The sequence below is a fragment of the Novosphingobium sp. genome (genome assembly GCF_027531025.1).
GTDB lineage: Bacteria > Pseudomonadota > Alphaproteobacteria > Sphingomonadales > Sphingomonadaceae > Novosphingobium.
Genome location: NZ_JAPZQX010000004.1, coordinates 408601 through 427263, shown reverse-complemented (window position 1 = coordinate 427263; position 18663 = coordinate 408601). Strand labels below are relative to the sequence as shown.

General features: G+C 64.1%; 17 protein-coding genes and 1 tRNA gene. 9 read left to right on the top strand and 9 right to left on the bottom strand.

Features of this window, described 5'->3' with window-relative positions:
* Window positions 1-25 precede the first annotated feature (25 nt).
* From O9281_RS08590 to O9281_RS08575, 4 genes are read left to right on the top strand one after another with little or no spacing between them, the layout of a single operon-like run.
* Complete coding sequence (locus O9281_RS08590; RefSeq protein WP_298184599.1) at window positions 26-532, top strand: DUF4402 domain-containing protein; 507 nt, start codon at window positions 26-28, stop codon at window positions 530-532.
* A gap of 40 nt (window positions 533-572) precedes the next feature.
* On the top strand, window positions 573-1049 hold the full coding sequence (locus O9281_RS08585) for a hypothetical protein (protein WP_298184597.1): 477 nt from the start codon (window positions 573-575) through the stop codon (window positions 1047-1049).
* Entirely contained in the window at window positions 1039-2004 is a 966-nt protein-coding gene (ribD, locus tag O9281_RS08580; RefSeq protein WP_298184596.1) for a bifunctional diaminohydroxyphosphoribosylaminopyrimidine deaminase/5-amino-6-(5-phosphoribosylamino)uracil reductase RibD, read from the top strand. Before O9281_RS08585 ends, ribD begins: the two co-directional genes overlap by 11 nt.
* Window positions 2004-2621 carry a riboflavin synthase gene (locus O9281_RS08575; protein ID WP_298184594.1) on the top strand — a complete coding sequence of 206 codons (618 nt, stop codon included), beginning with the start codon at window positions 2004-2006 and terminating at the stop codon, window positions 2619-2621. Before ribD ends, O9281_RS08575 begins: the two co-directional genes overlap by 1 nt.
* On the opposite strand, the gene O9281_RS08570 is transcribed toward O9281_RS08575, so the two are convergent.
* Both O9281_RS08570 and O9281_RS08565 read right to left on the bottom strand, forming a co-directional pair.
* The gene (locus O9281_RS08570; RefSeq protein ID WP_298184592.1) at window positions 2611-3678 is read right to left on the bottom strand and encodes a hypothetical protein; all 1068 of its coding nucleotides are present in this window, start codon (window positions 3676-3678) and stop codon (window positions 2611-2613) included. The two genes, O9281_RS08575 and O9281_RS08570, sit on opposite strands and share 11 nt — an antisense overlap.
* On the bottom strand, window positions 3675-4334 hold the full coding sequence (locus O9281_RS08565) for a GNAT family N-acetyltransferase (protein ID WP_298184590.1): 660 nt from the start codon (window positions 4332-4334) through the stop codon (window positions 3675-3677). The genes O9281_RS08570 and O9281_RS08565 overlap by 4 nt, the downstream gene beginning before the upstream one ends.
* Before the next feature lie 73 nt (window positions 4335-4407).
* Between O9281_RS08565 and O9281_RS08560 the strand changes: the two genes are divergently transcribed.
* Entirely contained in the window at window positions 4408-4995 is a 588-nt protein-coding gene (locus O9281_RS08560) for a TetR/AcrR family transcriptional regulator (RefSeq protein ID WP_298184588.1), read from the top strand.
* Here O9281_RS08560 and O9281_RS08555 read toward each other — a convergent pair.
* From O9281_RS08555 to O9281_RS08540, 4 genes are read right to left on the bottom strand one after another with little or no spacing between them, the layout of a single operon-like run.
* The gene (locus O9281_RS08555) at window positions 4992-5531 is read right to left on the bottom strand and encodes a GNAT family N-acetyltransferase (protein ID WP_298184586.1); all 540 of its coding nucleotides are present in this window, start codon (window positions 5529-5531) and stop codon (window positions 4992-4994) included. The genes O9281_RS08560 and O9281_RS08555 overlap by 4 nt on opposite strands.
* A gap of 13 nt (window positions 5532-5544) precedes the next feature.
* Window positions 5545-6723: an aromatic amino acid transaminase gene (locus O9281_RS08550; RefSeq protein ID WP_298184584.1), complete on the bottom strand. Its 1179-nt coding sequence runs from the start codon at window positions 6721-6723 to the stop codon at window positions 5545-5547.
* 54 nt (window positions 6724-6777) lie between these two features.
* A complete protein-coding gene (locus O9281_RS08545; RefSeq protein WP_298184582.1) occupies window positions 6778-7578 on the bottom strand; it encodes a hypothetical protein in 801 nt (266 codons plus the stop codon).
* Between the two features lie 39 nt (window positions 7579-7617).
* Window positions 7618-8388, bottom strand: coding sequence for a DUF1134 domain-containing protein (locus O9281_RS08540; protein ID WP_298184580.1), 771 nt, complete (start codon window positions 8386-8388; stop codon window positions 7618-7620).
* Between the two features lie 214 nt (window positions 8389-8602).
* Between O9281_RS08540 and O9281_RS08535 the strand changes: the two genes are divergently transcribed.
* Window positions 8603-8695 (top strand) — tRNA-Ser (locus tag O9281_RS08535).
* Window positions 8696-8853: 158 nt separating this feature from the next.
* Complete coding sequence (locus O9281_RS08530; protein ID WP_298184579.1) at window positions 8854-10140, top strand: integrase arm-type DNA-binding domain-containing protein; 1287 nt, start codon at window positions 8854-8856, stop codon at window positions 10138-10140.
* Here the strand turns inward: O9281_RS08530 and mobF are convergent, their stop codons facing one another.
* Entirely contained in the window at window positions 10141-13065 is a 2925-nt protein-coding gene (gene mobF, locus O9281_RS08525) for a MobF family relaxase (protein WP_298184577.1), read from the bottom strand.
* Window positions 13066-13068: 3 nt separating this feature from the next.
* A complete protein-coding gene (locus O9281_RS08520; protein WP_298184575.1) occupies window positions 13069-13374 on the bottom strand; it encodes a hypothetical protein in 306 nt (101 codons plus the stop codon).
* 766 nt (window positions 13375-14140) lie between these two features.
* On the opposite strand from O9281_RS08520, the gene O9281_RS08515 reads away from it, so the two are divergent.
* The gene (locus O9281_RS08515) at window positions 14141-15058 is read left to right on the top strand and encodes a carbon-nitrogen hydrolase family protein (RefSeq protein WP_298184573.1); all 918 of its coding nucleotides are present in this window, start codon (window positions 14141-14143) and stop codon (window positions 15056-15058) included.
* Between the two features lie 8 nt (window positions 15059-15066).
* Here the strand turns inward: O9281_RS08515 and O9281_RS08510 are convergent, their stop codons facing one another.
* A complete protein-coding gene (locus O9281_RS08510) occupies window positions 15067-16071 on the bottom strand; it encodes a helix-turn-helix transcriptional regulator (RefSeq protein WP_298184571.1) in 1005 nt (334 codons plus the stop codon).
* 215 nt (window positions 16072-16286) lie between these two features.
* On the opposite strand from O9281_RS08510, the gene O9281_RS08505 reads away from it, so the two are divergent.
* Window positions 16287-18626, top strand: a complete 2340-nt coding sequence (locus O9281_RS08505) for a TonB-dependent receptor (RefSeq protein ID WP_298184569.1) — start codon at window positions 16287-16289, stop codon at window positions 18624-18626.
* Window positions 18627-18663 lie beyond the last annotated feature (37 nt).

Here is an 18663-nt window from a genome sequence, read left to right as displayed (position 1 = left end):
ACCATAACCGGGCGAAAGACTGGGCATGGTTCGCTGGCCATTCCTTCTCGCCACCCTGCTGCTGTCTGCTCCTGCCGCCGGACAGGATGCCTGTCGGCTATGCTATGGTGACACGAGCGGCCGGCCAGGCGAGCGGGCGCTGACACTTGAAATTTTCACCGATCTCAATTTCTCGAAACTGGCCCTGGCGGGACGCGAGGGCGGCAGCGCCGAGGTTGACGCCGCGACCGGCACCAAGCGGACCGGCGGCGCGGTGGTCAACCTAGGGGGCATGGCAGTGACCGGGCGCGGGCGCATCACCGGCGAACCCCTCCGCGAGGTCCGCATCGACCTGCCCCAGACCGTGGCAATGAGCGCGCCCGATGGCGGCGACGCGCAGCTGACCGGCTTGACCACCGACCTCCCAAGCCGCCCGACCCTCGACGCCAATGGCGAGCTGACCTTCAGTTTCGGGGCGCGGCTGGTGCTGAAGGGCGGCGGGCGCGGCGGCAATTATCGCGGACGGATCCCGATTTCGGTCGATTACAACTGACCACTGGCACTTTACCGGGGCAGGCCCTATCTTCGCGGGCATGAAGTTCCTGCAGCATGTCCAGCCCGGCAACGCGATTACCGAGTTCCGCGATATCTTTCGCGAAGCCGGACCGCGCCGCTGGCCGATCGCCTTGGCTGCGGCGGCCTGCACGCTGGCGATATTCTCGCTGATGTTCGGGGAAAGCTGGAAAGGCCCGCGCGCCTTGCCGCAGGTCATCTACATCAATTCCTGGCCGGAAGACCGGACCGAGGAGGAAACCAAGGCCTTCATCGCCGAGAACCAGCAGCGCAAGGAGGCCAATGCCGAGCTACTGGCCGAACGCGAGAAGATCCGCCGCGAGCTGTGGTCTGCCCTCGGCCGCGCCTCGGGCATGGATGTCGACAAGATGGCCGCCGAGGCCGAGGCCGAGCGCGCTGCCGAGGCCGCCAAGGCCAAGGCCGCCGCCGAAGCGATCATCGCGCCCAAGGCAGAAACCGCCCCCGCCACGCCTCAGCAGGCACCGGTTGAACCCTGACGCCGATCGTCGCTGGCTGGCCGCCGCCGCCGCGCTGGCCGCGCGCGGCCGCCCGCTCAGCCGCCCCAATCCTGCGGTTGGCGCGCTGCTGGTAAAGGATGATCGCGTAATCGCGCGCGGCTGGACCCAGGCCGGGGGGCGCCCCCATGCCGAAGCCATGGCGCTGGCGGCAGCGGGCACTAAGGCGCAAGGGGCAACGCTTTACGTCACGCTGGAGCCCTGCGCGCACCAGAGCCCGCGCGGCCCGGCCTGCGCCGACCTGGTGAGCGGGGCCGGTCTCGCCCGCGTGGTGGTCGGCTACCACGACCCCGATCCGCGTACAGCCGGAAAAGGCATCGCCCGGATCGCGGCAACGGGCGTCCCGGTCGAACTGCTGGAAACCCCGGAGTGCCGCGCCAGCCTGTCAGGCTTTATGACCCGCTGCGAGCACGGACGCCCCGAAGTGACGCTGAAGCTGGCGCTCTCCGCCGATTGCCGCCTCGCCCCGCCGCCCGGCGAAGGGCAGTGGCTGACCGGGCCGGAAGCCCGCGCCCATACCCATGCCTGGCGCGCGAAGATGGACGCGATCCTGGTCGGGCGCGGCACGCTGGAGGCGGACCAGCCCCGTCTCGACGCGCGCCTGCCGGGCCTGGCGAATCGCAGCCCGGAGCGCTGGCTGCTGACGCGCGGCGCGGCTCCGGATGGCTGGCATGCCCTGCCCTCACCCGGCGATCTGCACCTGCTGGCCCCGGCGCAATACCTGATGGTCGAAGGCGGAGCCGAGGCGGCGCGGGCCTTCCTGTCAGCCGGGCTGGTTGACCGTATGATGCTGTACCGCGCGCCGCGCACTGTGGGCGGCAATGGCGCGGCCCTGCCCGAACTTGCCATGCCGGCCCTCGCGCAATCGGCCGATTGGCAGCTGACCGACACGCGCCAGCTTGGCAACGACACGCTGCATGTCTACGAGCGCAGGTGATGTTTACCGGGATAATCACTGCCGTCGGCACGATCCGCGAAGTCCGCCAGTCGGGCGACCTGCGCTGTGTCATTGCCTGCCCCTATGATCCGGCGGGAATCGCCATCGGCGCCTCGATCGCCTGTTCGGGCGTCTGCCTGACCGTGGTCGAACGCGGCGGAAGCGCAGGCGATGCCTGGTTCGCAGTCGACGTATCGGGCGAAACCGTCAGCCGTACGGCCACCGACCAGTGGACCGAAGGGCGCAAGCTGAACCTGGAACAGGCGCTCAAGCTGGGTGACGAGCTGGGCGGGCATATCGTCACCGGCCATGTCGATGCCGTGGGCAAGGTCGCCAGCCGCACCGAAACCGGCGGATCGATCCAGTTCTGGATCGCCACGCCAAAGGAACTCGCCCCCTATGTCGCGCCCAAGGGCTCGATCACGGTCGATGGCGTCTCGCTGACGGTCAACGAAGTGGCAGACGAGGCCGATGGCACCTGCCGTTTCATGCTGAACATTATCCCACACACCGCCGATGTGACCACACTGGGCGGGCTGAAGGCCGGAGACGCGGTCAACCTCGAGATCGACGTTCTGGCCCGCTACCTCCAGCGGATGCAAAGCCTCAGGGGTTAGGCTCCCGGCCGATTGAGACGCCCATGTCATGCAAGGCGGTGAGGTCCGCCTGCGGGTCTGCGGCCTGTTCCGGATAACTGACTCCCGGTGCGGGCCGCAGGCGGCCAGCTAGCCCCAGCAGCCGTTCGGCCTGGATCACTGCCCCTGCCGCCGTCAGGTGAGTCTGCCCCTGGGGATCGGACAGGGTCAACCGCTCGCGCCCGTCCAGCGTCACCACGATCTCATGCGGCGCGCCCTGCCCCGGATTGTGCAGCAGCTTTTGCCGCGTCGCGCGCGGCAAGCGGCCCCACAGCCCCAGCCGCACAAGCGCGGCGAAAGTGGCGGTCAGCCCGGCGCTGTCAAAAGCCATGCGCAGCGCCACACCGCGTGCCAGCCCGCTGCGGACCAGCGTTTCCTGGTCGGGCGCGCTGAACCGCCGCACCCTGGCGGCAAGACCGCCCGGAAAGACCTGGCGGCGCGGATCGGACATGCTGCCCACGGTGATCCGCGCATCATCCTCCCAGATCTCGAACGGCCGATGCATGTCGATGAACCCGGCGGTCGAATCCGGCCCGGCACGATCGGCGCCATAGAACAGCACGTCGATCTCGATCCGCTCAAAGCTGATACCCGGTGCGCGGGCCGCATTGATCACCGCCGCCACGGCACCGGCCATCCAGCCGGAGGCCAGCAACACCGGCGCGCGCGGCTGCAGCGCGGTGGCCAGTTGCACCGCATCGTCCACCCGCGCGGTCCAGCGGGCAATGTCGACAATCGGGATCCCCCGCCGGATGGCCGCGCGCAGCAGGTGATCGTGATGATCGTTGACCGCCACAACAATCCCTGACGGCGTGGACTCAAGCCCGGCCAGCGGATCGGCCTCGGTCACATCGATCCGCGCCCCGGCGGCCTTGCCCAGTTCGACCGCAGCCTCGACCGCCCGCGCCGGCGATCGTCCGGCAACCAGCAACTCAAGGCCGGGATGGCGCTGGCGCAGCAGCTGGCAGATCTGGCCACCCACCTCGCCATAACCACCGACGACCAGCAGCGGGCCGCCCGAGTTGACCGCGCCGCTCACAGCGTCAGCCCCATGCGGTATTCGCTGGGGAAACCGGCCCGTTCCGATAACTCGGGCGAGCGGATTTCGGCGAGGATCCGAAAACCGAAAGCGTGATAGAAATCGACCGCCGGATTGTCCGCCAGGACATCCAGCTGCACTTCGGCAAAGCCCGCCGCCCGCCCCCGCGCGATCACATCGGTGAGCAGCGCCGCGCCCACCGCGTGGCCGCGCCAGGTCGGCTCGACCGCCAGGGCCAGCAGGTACCAGGCGTGGGAGGGCACATGGGCGTTGAGATAACTGGCCTGTTCGGCGCGGATCATCAGTCCTTCCAGTTCGGCCGGGTCGAGTGCCAGTTCGGCAATCAGCGGCGGCAGACTGGCCACCAGCGCGGCCTTGCGGCGATAGAAATCGTCCCCCGGAAAAGCCATGGCCATGCCCGCCAGCTGGCCATCCACCAGGGCCAGCATCGTCATATCGCGGGCGAACAGGGTGCCGTCGATCGCCCAGGAATGGTCCGCCACGGCCCGCAGCAGGGTGCCATCGGGGCCGAACTGGTAATCATAGCTGACCGGCCCGGTCGCACGGATCAGGCTGGCGATTGCGCCAGCGGGCAAGTCGACTGGCGCAGCCGGATCGGCGGCACCTATCAGGACGGCGGGCATGGTGCGAGTCATGAAGTTACTTTTCGTAAGTTACGACTCGTAATATCCAGTTCCCTTGTCCTGTCAATTGCCCTAGGCTGCTGCAATGAGCGGCAGGAACGAACCGGGCAAACGCATGGAGGGGGCCGCACGGCGGGCGCAGCTGCTGGCTACGGCGCGCGAGATCGTGCAGCACTGCGGCGTTGCCGCGCTGACCCTGGCCAACCTGGCCACCGCCTGCGGGGTGTCGAAGCCGATCGCCTACAACCACTTCGGCACGCGCGAGCGGCTATTGGCCGAACTCTATCAGGAACTGGGCGCGGAACACGATGCCTCCGCCCGGGCCGCGCTGGCCCGCTTGCAGGCCGATGGCGGCACGCGGAGCGCGGCCGCGCGGACCATCGCCGCCGCGCTGATCGATTGCCTCGTCCAGAATGGCCCGCTTTACGATGCGATCATGGCCGCTCTGCTCGCCTCGCCTGATGGCGCGCGGCTGGCGGACGAACTGACCGAGGCGATTGTCGCGGCCTATGCCGCCACGTTGGCCGAACTGGGCGAAGGCCCGGAACGGGCGCGCGCGCTGGTGCGGGCGATGATCGGGGCCAGCGAAGGCCTGGTTGCCGCACTTGCGCGGCATGAGGTGGAGCGGGACGAGGCCATTGCCCTGCTCGCCCGGCTGATCGCGCCGGATTAGGCCCGGTTCAGCGGCCCGCTGGCGAAGCTGGCCTGATCGATCTCGTAATAGACGTGGCGCATGGTGCCGCCACCAGGGAGATCGACCAGATCGAAGCGATCGGTCAGCCGCCCGCCAATCTTTTCCATCGCGCGGCGCGAGCGCAGGTTGCTTTCGCCCACGCGGAATTCCACCAGCTCAACAAAGCCGAAGGCGTGTTCCAGCATCAGCCGCTTCATTTCGCGGTTGAACGCCCCGCCCCAGTGGCTGCGCGCGAGGAAGGTCCAGCCGATTTCCACCGTGCCAGCCTGCGGCTGCTTGAACTGCGATGAGCCGACCACCTTGCCGCTGACCTTGTCGATCACCGCCAGCGCGCCGCCGCGCTCCAGCGCATCGGCAAAGAAGCGGCGGAACACCGGTTCCTGCCAGCGATCGTGCTGCGGGTGAATCGCCCAGATTTCGGGATCGCACGCGACGGCGAACAGCGCGTTCCAGTCATCCGCGCGCAGCGGGCGCAGCAGCAGGCCGGGGCCTTCGAGCGTGGGCTGACGATCCATCAGAAGTGAGGCTTCAGGCGCTTACGGCAGCGACCGCCGCGATGAACTTGTCGATATTGCCCATGGTCAGCCCGGCCACGTTGATCCGGCCCGATCCGGCCATGTAGATCCCGTGGTCCTCGCGCAGCTTGAGGATCTGCTCGCCCGAGAGCGGCAGCATCGAGAACAGGCCGTTCTGGCTGCCCAGCGGGACCAGGTTGACGCTGCCCGCCAGGCCCGCCTCGGCCAGCCGGGCGCGGACCTGGCGCATGCGGGTGCGCATGGTGTCGAGCTCGTCCAGCCAGACCTTGACCAGGCCTTCGTCGTCCAGGATCAGGCGGACCGCAGCCGCCCCATGATCGGGCGGCATTGACCACGAGGCGCGGGCCAGACCATAGCCGTTCGACATCACGGTCGGCAGCTGGGCCGGATCGGCCACCATCGCGTAGACCGCACCAACACGGTCGCGATAGACGCCAAAGTTCTTGTCGCAGGAATAGGCGATCAGCGCCTCGGGCACGGCGGCCAGCACGCGGCGCAGGCCATAGGCGTCTTCCTCCATGCCCTGGCCCAGCCCCTGATAGGCCAGGTCCAGCACCGGCAACAGCTTCGCCTCGGCCACCAGGGTGGCGATCTCATCCCAATCGGCCGGGCTGTAATCGATGCCAGTCGGGTTGTGGCAGCAGCCGTGCAGCAGGATCGCATCGCCCGCCTCGGCCCCGGCGATCGCCGCGCGCAGCGCGTCCATGTCGACCACGCCGTCCTTGGTCGAATGGTTGAAGGTCTTAAGTTCAAAGGCCAGGTCGGCAAAGATCTGCGCGTGATTGGGCCAGCTGGGGGTGCCCATCCAGATGCGCGGCGCGCCAGCCTTCTTGGCCAGGGCCGCCGCCAGCCGCACCCCGCCGGTGCCGCCCGGGGTCTGCATCCCGTCAATCCGGCCATCCATGGTCGGGTTAACCGCGCCGAACACATAGGGCATTAGGCCGCGCACGAAGCCCATGTCGCCTTCCGGGCCCAGGTAGCTCTTCGAATCCTGGGTCTCGATCAGCTTCGCCTCGGCCGCCTTGATTGCGCCAAATACCGGGGTCGCGCCATCATCGGTGCGATATACGCCCACGCCCAGGTCGATCTTGTCGGCGCGGGGGTCGGCGGCATAGAGCTTGATCAGCGCAAGCAGCGCATCGGCGGGCTGGGGGGCAAGGGTGCTGAGCATGACGCGCCCGCCCTTAGACCCGCGCCTTGCCGCGGGGCAAGGCTGCATTCGCATTCAGGTGGCGGTTTTCTTGCCCGCCTGCTCCTTAGCCAGAAGCTCGCGCATGCCTTTGGCCAGTTCCGGATCGGTCTTGCCGACATGGCTGACCATGGTCTCGATCACGATCTGCTCCATCTCCTGCTCGATCCCGGGCATTTCCATGTTGGCCCACTTGAGGTCGACGGCCGATTTCTGATCGCGCATCGCCAGCAGCTTGCGGCCCAGCGGCGTGGTGAAAAAGGCCTCCACCCGCTTGATCTGATCCGGCGTCGCCTCGGCCACAACCTGGGTCGCGGCATTGCGAACATCGCGCGAGAGCGAGGTAGCGGAGACATCGCGTTCGGCGACCAGGTCGTTAGCGATCGACTGGTAATTGACCCGCCGCACCGCCGCGCCGAAGAAAGCCCGCGAGCCGGGTTCGGCCAGGAAATCGGCAAATTCGCGCGCCTCGGGAGCGGAGAGGTTCCGGGCATACATGGCCGCCAGATCGGCGCGATAACCGGGCATGGACTGTTCCACGCCGCGCAACATGACCGGGCGCATGGCATCGCCGACGGCAGCGATCAGGCCGGGGTATTCCTTGTCCATCGCCGCCACATCGCTATCCGCCTCGGTCAGGGCCTTCAGCGTGGCCGCGATCAGCCCGTCAACCTTGGCATCGGTATGGTCATCGCTGACCACCAGTGCCGCAATCTCCGCATAGACCGGGGCAGGCGCCGCGACCGGAGCCGATGCCGGATCCAATGCTGAGACGGGCGCGGCTGGCAAGGGCGCCGCAGCGAAAACGATCAGTGCGGCAAGTACCGGAAAACGCACGGCAGTATCCTTCGAAGTCCGGCCCGCCTTACCGCAGGATCAGAACGGCAGCCAGCGCTGCTTCTTGGAAAACTTCATGTAACCGACGTTGACGCCCAGCCGCAGACCAGCCCCCATCCGCACCGGGATCAGCACCACATCGCCCCGGCGCAGGTAGCTGACATGGAACCCGCCCACCAGATAGGCCTGCCCCTCGCCCGCACCATACCGCTTGAACAGGTCATCGGTGTTGTAGAGGTTGTAGACCAGCACAAAGGTGTTGGCCGCATTGGCGCCGAGATCCAGTCCCATCGAAGGCCCGGTCCAGTAGACCGGCTTCTGCCCCTCAACCTTGTGATGCAGCGTGCCCGAGCCATAGCGCAGCCCCACCACCACCGCGCCGCCGCCTTCGCGACCGACGATATAGCCGTTCGGCTCGCCCTGCTTCTTGAGCAGGTCCTGGATCATCTGCGCCAGACCCTGGGCCCCCTTGCCGAACACGCCTTCGGCCGCGCCGATCAGGTCGTCCTGCTTGTAGGTCGTGCCCTGCTTGGCCGCCTGGGCGGGGTTGGCCGCGGCTTGCGAGGCAGTCGCGGCCGGGGCACCTGTTGCTGGGGCGGCTGGCGCGGGCTCGACCGCAATCGAGGGGCCTGCTGCCGGGGTAGCGCTTGCCGCCGAGGTCGGGGCGGACTTGAGGTCGCCGTCGATCGCCTTGTCAGGATCGACCGACTGGACCTGGGCCTGGGCCACCGCGCCAGTAGCCAGCATCGCGAAGGCGGCGAGTCCGGCCAGGCCCTTGCGCCAGCGCCGCTGCATAGTTGCCATGATCATTGCCGTCTCATCCCGTTGCTGGCCCGAAGCGCGGCCGGGCGTGGTTATCCGCCTCTGACAGAATCCACCGCGCCGCAGCGGGCAATCGGCGGGCGACAGAGCGAGTCGGTTTTGCGGCGAACCGAGTCGGCCCGCCCGCAGCAAAAAGTCCGCCCTCCCCCCCTTGCCGCCCCCAATCCCCCCCGCTATAGGCCGCGCTTCGCCGCTGCGATCCGGAGACGTGGGTGAGTGGCTGAAACCAACGGTTTGCTAAACCGTCGTACTGGTAAATCCGGTACCGAGGGTTCGAATCCCTCCGTCTCCGCCACCTTGCGTTCCGCAAGCATCCCATAAGCGCTTATTTATCTTGCATTTCTGCGGATTTGCGAGCATTGTTGTTCCCTGTTTGTTTCATGGCTTCCATGTGCTTCCACATTGATCCGGGGGCACGGCTGGGGGCAGCGATCCGGAGATTCGGGGGCATCGATGCTGACCGAGATGCAAGTGAAGAGCGCCAAGGCGAAGGAGCGGGACTACAAGCTCGCTGATTCAGAAGGCCTGTACCTTTACGTCACCGCCAAGGGCCATCGCAGCTGGCGGATGAAATACCGCTTTGCCGGCAAGGAACGCCGGCTAGTGCTCGGCGCCTATCCCGACCTAGGCCTGCGCGAAGCGCGTGACCGCAAGGTTGATGCGAGGAAGCTGCTGCGCGAGGGCCGCGATCCAGGGATCGAGGCAGTCAAGGCGCGAGTAGAACGCACGGTCGCCTCGGCCAATACCTTCGAGGCACTGGCGCGCGGCTGGTACGCCCTACAGGAGTCTCGCTGGACACCGATCCATGCCAGCGATGTGATCGGCAGCCTCGAGAAGGAGGTCTTCCCCTGGTTGGGCAAACTGCCTGTGAGCGAGATCGACGAGCCACTGGTGCTCTCGGTCCTGCGCAAGATAGAGAAGCGCGGCGCAATCGAGACCGCGCACCGGGTGCGCCAGCGCATTTCGGCAGTCTTCGTCCATGCCATTGCCGAAGGCGCGGGATCGCGCGATCCGGCCGCAGTGGTGACCAGGGCGCTGAAGCCCGTGCCGCGCGCCCGCAAGCGCCCGGCGCTGCTGTCGATCGAAGCCCTGCACGACATGATCCGCAAGACCGAGGCCGAACCAGCCTCACCACTGACCAAGCTCGCTTCGCGGTTCCTCGCGCTCACCGCCCAGCGTCCGGGGATGATCCGTGCGCTGCCCTGGCAAGAGATCGAAGGTGTCGACTGGCAGAGCAATGCGCCCACCCCCGATGCCTTGTGGCGAGTTCCACCGGCGCGGATGAAGCTGATGCTGGATCTCAAGCACGATGCCGGGTTCGAGCACCTCGTACCACTGAGCGGAGAAGCGGTAGCGGTGCTGCGCGCCGCCCATGTGCTCACAGGGCGCGGGCCGCTGGTATTTCCATCCAACCGCAATGCCCGCGTGGCGATGAGCGAGAACACGCTGTCCTACTTCTACAACCGTTGCGGTTATCAGGGACGGCACGTGCCGCACGGGTGGCGTGCCTCGTTCTCGACGATCATTAACGAGTGGTCCGAACGGCAAGGCAATGCCGGCGACCGGCACGTGATCGACCTGATTCTGGCGCATGTCCCCGAAGGAGTCTCGGGATCTGAAGGCGCCTACAACCGCGCCGCCTACATGGCGCGTCGCAGAGAACTGCTGGATAGCTGGGCCTCGATGCTGCTGGAGCCGTTCCCGGAGCCGCAAAAGATGCTGGGCTGGCCGAGCCGATAATCATATCCCGATCTCGAACGGCCGGACCCGTTCGATGGAACGCTCGAGCTCGGGCTTGGGCTGCGCTTCCTCTTTCGGCAGTCCGGCCTGTTGCCCCTTGGCTGCGGCGGTACCGAGTCGTTCGGTGATCTCGATCGCCGAGGTCTTGTCGCCGGGATTGCGCTCGAGGCCAACGGCAACCTTGTCCCGGTTGTCGAGGATCAGGGTGAGCTCGTCGCGCAGGCGGGTGACCGTGACCAGGAAGTTGCGGCCAGAGAGCAGCTTGCGCTCGCGGCTGTCCATCACCGCGATGCCTTTGTCCGAGGTCAAGCCCTGGGCCATATGGGCATTGAGCGCATAGGCAAGATCGATCCGGGCGAGCATGGGATCGCCGCATTCTAGGCGGTGCTCCATGCCATTGGCACCACGCACCGCGATGCCGTCCTTGTCAATCGCGGTCACAGTCGCCCGGTCGGCGTTGATCAGCCCGCGCTCGTGGTCATTGGCGGTCCAGCGGATCGTGTCGCCAGTATAGATCCTGAGCGCCTTGCGCTCGAGCAGTTGCAGGGCCTGGCTATCTCCATGGAGGCCGACCCGGGCCGGGAGCAATCGCTGGGCACGCCCACGCTCGTCGGTGAGGGTGACTTGCCCCTTGCCTACATCAACGCCGGTCACGGCGTAACGCCCGCGCGCCAGTCCCTGCCTTGCTTGCCGCGATCCGACCTCGAGCACCATGCCGGGCTCGTACGTCCGGACATGACGAAGTTCCTCGCGGGAAGCGTTGACCCGCGAGAGCACGGTCAGCTCGCGGCGATCAGGCCCGATCTCGCCGTTGGCGGCCAGCCCGGTCTGGACCGCAGCGTTGATCTCGGCGCGCAGCCGCCGCCCCGAGGCATAAATCGCGGTGGCCTCGCGTTCGCGTGGTGACAGAGCAAGCCAGCGCTCGGCGGCGAGCAGAGCGCCGCTCTCGCTGGCCTCGACGATATGCTCCTTGAGATGCCCCAGCGCCTCTTCGGTGCGCCCCTTCTGGGCAGCGGCCTGGGCGCGCTTCAGGGTATCGGAGCGCGCCCGAAGGTTGACGTCCATTCGTGCGGTCTCGGTACCCGAGGCGAGCGCCAGCGCGAAGGGCTTGCCCGCTTCGACCGCCCCGAGTTGGCGCGCATCGCCCATCAGCGCCAGCCGGTCGACCTCGAGCAGGTTGGCGAGCCTGACCAGCCGGTCCAGGTCGCGGGTCGAGACCATCGAGGCTTCATCAAGCACCAGTACGGTATTGCGGTAGCCTGAGCGAGCGTCGCCAAGCTGGCTCTTGCTCGCGATCCCATCGAGCAGTTTCCGGTGCTGACCGAGGAACCGGTGCAGGGTCATCGAGGGGATCCCGGTCTCGCGCTCGAGCATACGCACCAGAGTGTTCTGAACGCCAAGGCCCATGATGGTCTTGCCGTGCTCCCTCAGGATCTGGGCCGTGGGCAGCAGCAGGCTCGACTTGCCCGCGCCGGCCACCCCTTGCACCGCGACCACGCGGTTGGTCGAGGAAAGGATCATCCGCCCGGCCGCTTCCTGTCCGGCATTGAGCGTCATACCGAAGCTGAGGTTGGCGCTGGCCTGCAGCAGAGGACCTGCTTCGCCTGTGGGAACGATGCTTGGCGATGCGCCCTTGCCCTTCGCGATCTCGGTCAGCATGCGCGCTTCAAGGGCAAGCGCATCGGCGCTGGTCAGCCAACCCTGCATGGCGCCGCGCCCCTTGTGCAGCGCCCCTCGCTCGGTCAGCTGCGCGATGCGTTTCTCGATCTTGTCCATGGTCGCCGGCAGGCCAAAGTCGAGTGCCGCCTTGGCCAAATCGGTCGCCTTGAACGCGGCCTCGCGTTCGGACAGGTGGCGCACTGCGGCTGCCACTGCATGAGCCGCGACGATCTCTTCGCGGCCCCTCAGATGGATCCGCGCCGGGACCAGCGGATCGCGCTCCTTGAGGCCCAGCCGTTCGGCAAGTTCCTGCACCATGACATGCCCGCGCGCGACAAACGAAGGGCGGTCATGAGCGAGCCTGACTTCGCTTCTGGCGATCGCCGAACTTCGCGCGAGGGCATCGCTTGCCATGCCGGCAAGGTCGAGCCCCATGCCCCAGGCCTGGTCCTGCCACTGACCGAGCAAGGCCTCGCGATCGACCTCGCTGGCCTTGGCCGAACGGGTCGCCAGCGTCGCCATGATCCCGGCTTCAAGACCCTCCCCGCGCCGGGCATCCAGCACCTCCTGCCGCCGCGTCGAGAAGGCCATGATTGCCTCGCGGTCGATCCCCTTCGCCTCGAAGTTGCCGTGCTTGCCGACATCGCCGATCGCGTAGCCGAGCTTCTCCACCGCAACCCGGAACCGGGCCATGGTCATGGCGTTGAGCAGGGTGTTGAGTTGCCACAGCCGGTCGTTGCGCAGCGCCTTCCATGACCCGTCCTTTGCCTGCGTCATGTTGGCGACCACGGCGTGGAAGTGGAGGTTGGGTTCCTGGTTGCGGTTGGTGTCGTGCTGGAACAGCGCGGCGGTCAGGTTGTCAGTCTGGACCAGTTGCTCCTTGCCGCCCCGTTCCACTCGCATGAACGCCGCGTTGGCCTCAGCCCATTGCAGGGTCTCGACCACCGCCGCACGGTAGGCGGCAATGATCCGATCGTCCTTGCCGACCAGCGTCAAGAGCGACCATGACTTGGGCAACGAGAAGGTGAGATCTGTCCCCGCGCGATGCTCAGTACCCTCGCGCCCGATGCGCCCGCCCTGGGGCAGTTCGCCACGCAGGATCGCTTCGAACATGCGCGGCTCGACTGTACCCGACAGCCCCAGTCGTTCGGCGCCTTTGCCGACCCATACGCCCGAGCGATCGGCATCGGCCTGGGCATAATAGTTGTCCTTGGCAAAGTACCCCGCAGCCCCTCCTGCCGAGCGGACATTGGCGACCGATAGCATGGCTCAATCGCCCCCTCTCGAAAGACCAAAACGCTCGCGATACTCGCGCAGCCGCTTGCCGTGCGCGGCCTGCACCCGCGTCCTGATCTCCTTGTCGGCCTGGGCCATCAGCAGCCCGTCGGCCGCCGCCGAAGTGAACAGCACATGGGACATCAGCCGGTCCCGGAAGGCCACCTCATCCTGCCCTTCGAGGGTACCGATCACCGCCAGTTTAAGCCACTGGCTGACGCTCATGTGCGCCGCCTCGGCGGCCGCCTTCACCGCCTCGTAAAGCTCCCGATCGACATAGCATTGCAGCGCAAAGCGCATGGGGCGTTCTCACGTTGGCCGCCCACCTCGGCCGGAAACCCCTCAGCCACGAGACATCACGCTAATGTCAGTGCAAGGCTGTAGGAAAGTTGTTTTTATCGAAGCGGGATCAATGCTTTAGACGTATCCTACTTTGATCTGAGTTGAGCAATCTAGCCTGACATCAGATGACATCAGGCGGGGACAGGGCGCCGATCAGCCAGCTAGTGGCGGAATTGCGCCAAATTCCGACACCGGGCTCCCGGGTACGGTGTGCTTGTAAACCAACTGCTCAGAGGGTCCCGGAAGATTACCTGTTTCTCTAGTCGAAGGGATGAAGAATGTCCCGCATGGGGGTGCAGCCTGGCGAGGCTTGAGCCTGTCTGGCTTCGTTGGCATGGCAGGCATTCGTCCAAATAATGGGTAGCTCCGATTCCCTTCATTCATTCAGCTACCCTAGCTCAGTGGTAGAAGTTCATGGCGCAATCTGATGGCCGGTAACGTAGAGTGGCACCGACCAGAGACCAGTGCACTTAGGCCGATCGCACCACCATGCGTAGTCGCGACTTTTCAGGCAGCGGCTGAGTTGCCATCTCTAGTTCGGACTACCTATGGCTTGCATAGACCGATGACAGTCAGCTTCTTGCGACCCTCTCCCAACTCTCCATGGGCCGTTGCCAAATTGTGGAATGCCTTTTGATCCCGGCAAACCGATTTCTACTGCGATGATCACGGATGCTGTAGAGAGGATTGCAATTTACATGACAGTAGATGATCTCCGGAACCTATGACGAAGAAACTGATCGCGGCCGCCGTGCAATGGGCGCCCGAAGTGCTCGATTTGGAGCGCGGACTTCTGCGTGCGCGTGATGCGATGGCGGAAGCTGCAAGCAATGGCGCACAGATCGCCGTCTTTCCCGAAACATGGTTGCTCGGATACCCCTATTGGGCAAGCATTTCAGTGCGCGACCCGCGTTTCACCGAGGCCCGGCGCCGCTTGCAGCAACTGGCGCTGACCCGCGACGGGGAAGCCATGCGCTCCTTGCAGAAAGCCGCGGCCGATGCCGGAATCGCGGTTGTCATGGGACTACATGAGCGCGCCGGCGGCTCAATTTACAATGTCGCCGCCTATATCTCCGCAGACGGACAGCTACTCAACCTGCATCGCAAATTGATGCCGACCAATACGGAGCGCCTGGTTTGGGGACAGGGGGATGGCTCCGACATGCAGTCAGTCGAAATGTCGGGCGCAAAAGTGAATGGGCTGATTTGCTTTGAGCACCAAATGACGCTGGCGCGACACGCGCTGGCGATCAAGGGCGTGCAAGTTCATGCTGCGCTTTGGCCCGGCCATGCTTTCATCAACGGCGTCATCGACGCATCGACCCGGCATATCGCTCACGAAAATGGGTGTTTTGTGGTTGCCGCACGCGAAGTAATGTCAATTGATCGGCTGGGTAAACATCTTCCTGATTTCAGCGACGAACCGGAACGCTGGTACGGCAACGGCGGCAGCGCGATCATCGCGCCGAACGGATCCTATCTGGTCGAACCCGTCTTTGATGCCGAGACGATCCTTTACCATGAGCTCGATTTTGCCCGGATCGATGATGCCAGCTGGCTGTTCGATGGTGTGGGGCATTATTCACGCCCCGATGTCTTCCAGTTGCGCTGGGATGAGTCTCCCAAGACGCCGCGCGCCTGACGGGAACTTCAGCGGCCGCGCTTGCGCACGTCCTTGGGCAAAACGCCAAAATGCCGGCGGAATGCCGCTGTGAAGTTGCCTGGAAAATTGAAACCGCAGGCATAGGCGACCTGGGTGACATTTTCGCCTTCTTCCTCAAGCAGGCGGCGCGCCTCTTCCATCCGGAAGCGGTTGAGCAATTCACCACCAGTACCGCCATAGAGCATCTTCAAGCCGAAATTGAGCTTGTTCGGGTTAACCCCGACACGCCGCGCCAGTTCCTTGAGGTTGGGTGGATTGGCCAGTTCGACATGAAGGATGTAATACGCCTCTTCCAGACAATGTCGGTCGCGTGGCGAGAAAGCAAATGGCCGGTTCCAGTCAGAATCGGACAACTGATTCAGATTGAGCAGCGTTTCGCACAAGAGATCCACGACGCGCGCCTCGGTCTGCGCCCTGGCGAGGATATTGGCTTCATCTGCGCTGATGATATCCATCGCGCTGCGCGCCATCGCCGTGTTGAGGGCCAATTGCGCACCGAACGTGGACTCTAACCGCCCCTCGACAAATTCACGTACCGGAACGGGAAGGCTGCCGAGTTCATTGCCAAAAACCATTCCTAGACTGTCGCGCGAACAAAACACGGTGATCCAGCATTCCTCATGCCCTTCAAATCGGGATTCGAACTTTGGCTGGCCTTCGGGCTGAAGCAGGATGCCGGCGAACTGCCCGGCCATCGACACGGCATCCCCATTGCCAAGCGCATAGCAACCTTCGCCCTTCAGACGAAAGTGCAGTTTCATCACGTCTTCGCTGGTAAAGCATGTGTCCAACTGGCGCTGCAGCACTCCGGCTGCGGTCAGGACTTCAAACCCAAGGCCAGTCTTGATGAAACTATAGGCGCCATTTCCGTTCTTGAAGGAGTCGTGCAGGCGCATTTGATTTGGGGCGACTTTCTCATGCTCGCGCCTCAGATTGTGGGCGATCTGCTTAGGGTCATGCCCACTTGCATAAAGTTCCGATATCGCGCCCATGTGAGTTCCTGGCCTCGCTCAATCGTTTTATGGCAGTCTTGAATCCTTGAGTCGATGCTTTCGGGCCTTTCGACCAGGCCGTGACGCAACTCGCATTAGAATCGCTGCTGGCCGCATAAGTTTCTTGCCCGGTGCAGTCTATCCATTGTGGCTGGACCAAATGGTGGAGGACCAGCGCCATGGTCATGCCAGTTCGGTTCTAAGGGAGGATCTCAATGCGCAAGATCGCAACTGCCAGTTTCAAAATCTCACTCATCGCTTCGGTTTCTTCCGCTTGCCTCATCGCAGCGCCTGCAAGTGCCCAAGATGCGGCGGATGAAGATAAGTCCGGTGATGCCGGCGAAATTGTCGTGACCGCGACCAAGCAGGGCGCGCAATCGCTGATCGACGTTCCGCAATCAATTAGTGCGGTTGGAGGGGAAGACCTTATGCGCTCCGGCGCACAGGGCATCGGCGATATTGCCGCCAAGGTTCCTGGCTTGAGTGCGTTTGGTGCTGGCTCCAACCAGACCAAGATCAAGCTGCGCGGCGTATCGAGCGCGAGCGAATCCGAACCGCAGGAAACAGTCGCCATATATTTGGATGACGTTCCAATTACCGGGTCGGGCGGCACCAACAATGAGAACGGTGCCTCGCCCGACCTAGGCCTGTTCGATCTCAACCGGATCGAGGTTCTCAAGGGACCGCAGGGCACACTTTATGGCAGCGGATCCTTGGGCGGCACGGTGCGCTACATTCTCAACACGCCTGATCTAAATAACTTTGAAGGAAGAATGCAGACGCGCGTATCAACCACCAAGCGGGGTTCCGAATCCTATGGCATCGATGGCGTCCTGAATATTCCTATCGTCCAAGACAAACTGGCGCTGCGCCTATCAGGCTCCTTTGCACACAACGGCGGCTGGATCGACAACACCGCGCCTGTCGTTGGCTTAGGGCTAACCCCAACGGGGACGGGCCGTAAGGATGCCAACAGCGATGATAACTGGATGGTGCGTGCCACGCTAGAATTCCGCCCGGTCGAAGAATTGACCATGCGGGCGCGCTATATGCATCGCCAGTTCGACGTGAAGGGCGAAAGCAGCGTCGACACCGCGCGCGGTGATTACACCCAGCCGTGGAAGATTGAGCCGTTCAATCAGGACAATATCGACCTTTACGACCTGTATCTGGAATATGATGCGGGCTCGGTGGTTGTCAGTTCGTCGACCTCATATTTCGATCGCGATACGCTTGATCTGCAGGATACCAACCGCTTCTCGCAATTGCTCTTCACTGCCAACTCTCCGTCCTCGACCCTGATCAACTCCAATCGGCAAAAGGACTTCACCGAGGAATTGCGCGTGTCGTTCGATACTGGCAGCATGATCAAAGGTGTGGTTGGCCTCTACTACCAGAAGCAGACCAAGGACTTCACCCAAGATGCTCCTAGCCCGGGCCTCAACGATTTCTGCGCTAACAATGCCGGTTGCTTTGGCAGTCCGACGCCCATTCCGGATCTCAATCCCGTCTTCCCAACGGTCAATCGTTATGTGGTTGGTAGCTTCCCCAATGTGTTCCAGAGCGTGGTACCTCAAGACCTCAAGCAGTTTGCAGTGTTTGGGGAACTGACCTTCAGCCTCAACGAGAAATTGGATGTGATCGTTGGCGGCCGTTACTTCGATCTGAAGGGCAATTTCGACTATCGCTCGCGCGGGACCTTTTCTTCGCCAGGCGCCGACGCGCGCTCGGGCACATATAAGGAAGACGGGTTCAATCCGAAGGGCACAATTTCGTACAAACCCAATGATGACATGACGCTTTACGCAACGGCTTCCAAGGGTTTTCGCGCAGGCGGCTTCAACCAGCCGATCCCCAGCACACCACAGTGCATCGCCGAGCTGAACAATCTGGGCATCACAAACAGCGCGGTCTCCTTCGATTCCGATAGCCTGTGGAACTATGAAGTGGGCGGAAAGGCCAAGGTTGCCGATGGCGCGGTTTTCGTTTCCGGCTCAGCTTACTATCTGAACTGGAGCGACGTGCAGGTTCGGCGTCAGCTGGGCTGCGGCTTCACCTTCTTCAGCAATGCAGCCAAGGCGCGCAGCATCGGTTTTGAAGGCTCGATCTCAGCCAAGCCTGCCGACGGTCTCAGCACCGATCTGTCGGTCAGCTATGTCGATGCACAATTGCAGAAGACGCTGCCGCAAATCGGCGCAAAGGGTGACAGTCTGCCTGGTGTGCCCAACTGGACCATTGGATTTGCGGTCGATTATGAACGTCCGATCAACGAGCGGCTTGACTGGTTTGGCCGCGTCGACATGAGCTATGTCTCCAAGTTCCGTTCATCCATCAGCCCGACGGACCCGTCGCGGCGCGATGGCGGCGACTATTTGATCACCAATGTCCGGCTGGGCCTGGCTGGCGAAGGCGACCAGAGCTGGACCTTGGCGCTCTACGCGAACAACCTGTTCGACACGCGCGCCGTGGTCGGTACCCAGAGCAACCTGTTCGGCGATTATCAATTCATCAATCGTCCGCGTGAAATCGGGCTGCAGGCAAATATTGAATTCTAAGCTCATGGGCTGAATTCGAGATCATGTTACCAGGCAG

What these genes read in the sequence shown, in the direction of transcription:
- O9281_RS08520 (WP_298184575.1), bottom strand. Translation starts at nt 13,374, where the DNA reads ATGCGCTTTGCGCTGCAATGCTATGTCGATCGGGAGCTTTACGAGGCG.
- O9281_RS08590 (WP_298184599.1), top strand. Translation starts at nt 26, where the DNA reads ATGGTTCGCTGGCCATTCCTTCTCGCCACCCTGCTGCTGTCTGCTCCT.
- O9281_RS08530 (WP_298184579.1), top strand. Translation starts at nt 8,854, where the DNA reads ATGCTGACCGAGATGCAAGTGAAGAGCGCCAAGGCGAAGGAGCGGGAC.
- O9281_RS08505 (WP_298184569.1), top strand. Translation starts at nt 16,287, where the DNA reads ATGCGCAAGATCGCAACTGCCAGTTTCAAAATCTCACTCATCGCTTCG.
- O9281_RS08515 (WP_298184573.1), top strand. Translation starts at nt 14,141, where the DNA reads ATGACGAAGAAACTGATCGCGGCCGCCGTGCAATGGGCGCCCGAAGTG.
- O9281_RS08510 (WP_298184571.1), bottom strand. Translation starts at nt 16,071, where the DNA reads ATGGGCGCGATATCGGAACTTTATGCAAGTGGGCATGACCCTAAGCAG.
- O9281_RS08540 (WP_298184580.1), bottom strand. Translation starts at nt 8,388, where the DNA reads ATGATCATGGCAACTATGCAGCGGCGCTGGCGCAAGGGCCTGGCCGGA.
- O9281_RS08550 (WP_298184584.1), bottom strand. Translation starts at nt 6,723, where the DNA reads ATGCTCAGCACCCTTGCCCCCCAGCCCGCCGATGCGCTGCTTGCGCTG.
- O9281_RS08585 (WP_298184597.1), top strand. Translation starts at nt 573, where the DNA reads ATGAAGTTCCTGCAGCATGTCCAGCCCGGCAACGCGATTACCGAGTTC.
- O9281_RS08565 (WP_298184590.1), bottom strand. Translation starts at nt 4,334, where the DNA reads ATGACTCGCACCATGCCCGCCGTCCTGATAGGTGCCGCCGATCCGGCT.
- O9281_RS08555 (WP_298184586.1), bottom strand. Translation starts at nt 5,531, where the DNA reads ATGGATCGTCAGCCCACGCTCGAAGGCCCCGGCCTGCTGCTGCGCCCG.
- O9281_RS08575 (WP_298184594.1), top strand. Translation starts at nt 2,004, where the DNA reads ATGTTTACCGGGATAATCACTGCCGTCGGCACGATCCGCGAAGTCCGC.
- O9281_RS08560 (WP_298184588.1), top strand. Translation starts at nt 4,408, where the DNA reads ATGAGCGGCAGGAACGAACCGGGCAAACGCATGGAGGGGGCCGCACGG.
- mobF (WP_298184577.1), bottom strand. Translation starts at nt 13,065, where the DNA reads ATGCTATCGGTCGCCAATGTCCGCTCGGCAGGAGGGGCTGCGGGGTAC.